Consider the following 2611-nt stretch of genomic DNA (forward strand, 5'->3'; position numbering starts at 1 on the left):
TCCGCAGTTCGTCTCGCCAGGGGAGGAGCCGTTCGCCACCACAGCGGTTCTCGCTGCCGCGTTCCTCGGCATGGGCCTCCTGTGGTGGCGGACCTTTTCGCTCGCGGTCGGCGTCCTCGGAAGGTTCATGGCAAGCGAGCGCGTCCGAACCACTGTCGAGCGCGTCACCGGCATCGTGCTCATCGGACTCGGCGTGAGGGTTGCTGTCGCCGACCACTAATGCCGCCGCTCATCGGCTGCGTGTTTCGTTGACGCCACGACTGGGTGCTGACGGCGCATGACAGCAAGCGAGCGGGTGGTGATCGGGTAGACCCGCACAAGCGGTCGGTGACGATCGAGGTGATGACCGCCGACGAGACGGTGGCGGGTGGCGGCCGGTTCGCGACGACGCCCGTCGCAGCGCTTGGCAAAGACGCAGAGGTCGTGGTCCAGTGGACGACGCCGTCCGCTCGGTCCAGTCATCCCAACGTGGAGACTGGGTCTGCGCCTTTCACTGTCGCTGAGTGCATGATGCTGCTGTCGATGAGTCCAGCGAGGGTGGCGCGGGTGCTGGCTAGTGCTGCAATGCGACCATCAAAATCCTCGAGATGCTCCACGAGAGTAGGCACGGCGCAGGGCTCGAGACGCCCTGGTTCCTGGATGCAGCCGAGGAGCTCACGGATGACCCGGGTGGGTAGGCCAGCGGCCAAGAGGTCGCGGATGTGTCCGACTGTCGCGACCTCGCGGGCTTCGTAGAGTCGGTGCCCGCCACTGGATCGGCTCGCAGTAATCAGGCCCTGTTCTTCGTAGTAGCGCAGGAGTCGGCGGCTGACTCCGGTAGCGGCCGACACATCGCCGATCCTGAGGTGATCTGACTCACCCGCCGTTGCAGCTGACACCAGTGTGACCTCCTAGGTTCAACATCATGACTTCCTCGACAGTCCAACTCAACGGAACTGCGGCGACCGCAAACCAGCTCGCGTCGGCGGCCTTCGCCGGGTATGCACACTTCACCGCGATGCAGGTCAGGAGCGGCGCTGTGCGCGGCCTCGACCTCCATCTTGCGCGACTGCGCAAGGCCAGTGACGAGCTGTTCGGCACCCATCTGCCCGATGATCAGATGCGCGGCTACCTGCGACGGGCAATCCAAGCGGCGCCCGCCGACGCGTCGTCGTTGGCCTGCTTCGTGACCCAGCGCGCAGGCGAGTTCACCGCCCCCACGGCACCCACCGAGCTCGACGTGCTGGTACGCACCTCGGCGGCGGCGGAACCGCCGGTCGGGCCGCTACGCCTCGACGTCGTAGGCCATGAACGTCACCTGGCGCACTTGAAGCACGTCGGTGAGGTAGGCAAGACGTTCTACCTTCGTCACGCCGTGGCCCGTGGTTTCGACGATGCCGCGTTTGTCGACACTTACGGACGCCTGAGCGAGGCCACAATCTGGAACCTTGCCTTCTGGGACGGTGAGTCCGTCATCTGGCCGCGCGCAGACCTGCTGTCCGGGGTCACGATGCAGATCCTGGCCCGGAGACTCACCGCGCGAGGCGTTCCGCAGCGAACAGCGGACGTACGCCCCGAGGATCTTCATGCCTACTCTGCCGCTGTCGTCATGAACTCCTGGACGCCCGGCATTGCCGTGCACCGGATCGGCGACCACCAACTCCCCGGCGACGCGCAGCTCACGCAGGTCCTGCACGACGCCTACCTCGACGAGGCTCCCGCAACCGTGTGAGGCGCAGGCTCATCTGAGCCCACTCCGCCGAGGTTCCCATGCGGTCCGTGATCCGCAGCGGGTCCCGCGGGCCACTTACACCCACCGAGGAGCACGAAGCGGTCGGCAGGCCACTAGTCCGGCGCGGTCACCCGCCGGCGCGATGCGTGCTCAGTCAACGGCATCACGCTCAAAACGCGTCTGTGGACCTCGCCCGCGAAGCTACATACGGAGAGAGCAGTCCGATCAGCGTCCTAGCGCAGGCCCCGCGTCAGCATGCCAACATCGCGGCCTGAGCCGCCCCGCGCGGTCGCCAACACCGACCATCTTGATGGTCTGTCTGGCTACTCGCCTGCCGCTTCACGGGCAAGGACCTCGTCGACCCAGCGCAGACCCGCAATCGCGGTTGGGAACCCGCAGGTAGTGATCGCCAGCAGCGTCACGGCGCCCAACTCACTCTCCGTCACGCCCTGGGCGAGGCACTTGCGCACGTTGGACCTGACAGCGCCGTCTGCTTCAGCGCCGATTGCCAGCGCCAGCTTGAGCAGCCGCGTGGTTCGCTCGTCGAAAGGAATTGCGTCGTCCACGGCCCGGGCCAGCGTGCCTTGTGCTTCCGCCACTTCTGGGTAGCGCTGGGTGAACTCGAGGTACACCTCAGGGAGATACTCGTCCATCCTCCACCTCCTCCTGATCGGCTCGCCCGATCACCGTACAACCGAGTCACGCGCCGTCAGGGGCGCACAATCCAGCGCACGGTCGTCGTCTTCCTGAACCGTCCCCAAGTGCCTCCCATCGTCGAGGGCCGGGACGCCATGCAACGTGCTCAGCCGACATACGTCGGCGAGGGTCCACTCTGGGCCTACCTCGCCGTAGCCGTGGGCTGCGCGCTGTCGCTGCTGCCTGCCTCGCCGCCTGTGCCCT

4 protein-coding genes are annotated in these 2611 nt (G+C 66.4%); 2 read left to right on the top strand and 2 right to left on the bottom strand.

The window, feature by feature from the left end:
- The coding region (locus tag E7Z54_RS22900; protein ID WP_206055986.1) for a hypothetical protein at positions 1 to 220 on the top strand (220 nt) is incomplete at its 5' end.
- 238 nt (positions 221 to 458) lie between these two features.
- On the opposite strand, the gene E7Z54_RS03780 is transcribed toward E7Z54_RS22900, so the two are convergent.
- Positions 459 to 878 carry a MerR family transcriptional regulator gene (locus E7Z54_RS03780; RefSeq protein ID WP_136431673.1) on the bottom strand — a complete coding sequence of 140 codons (420 nt, stop codon included), beginning with the start codon at positions 876 to 878 and terminating at the stop codon, positions 459 to 461.
- Positions 879 to 904: 26 nt separating this feature from the next.
- On the opposite strand from E7Z54_RS03780, the gene E7Z54_RS03785 reads away from it, so the two are divergent.
- Positions 905 to 1711: an aminotransferase class IV family protein gene (locus E7Z54_RS03785; RefSeq protein ID WP_136431674.1), complete on the top strand. Its 807-nt coding sequence runs from the start codon at positions 905 to 907 to the stop codon at positions 1709 to 1711.
- A 323-nt stretch (positions 1712 to 2034) separates the two neighbouring features.
- On the opposite strand, the gene E7Z54_RS03790 is transcribed toward E7Z54_RS03785, so the two are convergent.
- The gene (locus E7Z54_RS03790; protein ID WP_136431675.1) at positions 2035 to 2364 is read right to left on the bottom strand and encodes a carboxymuconolactone decarboxylase family protein; all 330 of its coding nucleotides are present in this window, start codon (positions 2362 to 2364) and stop codon (positions 2035 to 2037) included.
- Between the last annotated feature and the right edge of the window lie 247 nt (positions 2365 to 2611).

The sequence above is a fragment of the Nocardioides sp. genome (assembly GCF_004803405.1).
GTDB classification, from domain to species: Bacteria; Actinomycetota; Actinomycetes; order Propionibacteriales; family Nocardioidaceae; genus Nocardioides; species Nocardioides vastitatis.

What these genes read in the sequence shown, in the direction of transcription:
- E7Z54_RS03790 (WP_136431675.1), bottom strand. Translation starts at nt 2,364, where the DNA reads ATGGACGAGTATCTCCCTGAGGTGTACCTCGAGTTCACCCAGCGCTAC.
- E7Z54_RS03785 (WP_136431674.1), top strand. Translation starts at nt 905, where the DNA reads ATGACTTCCTCGACAGTCCAACTCAACGGAACTGCGGCGACCGCAAAC.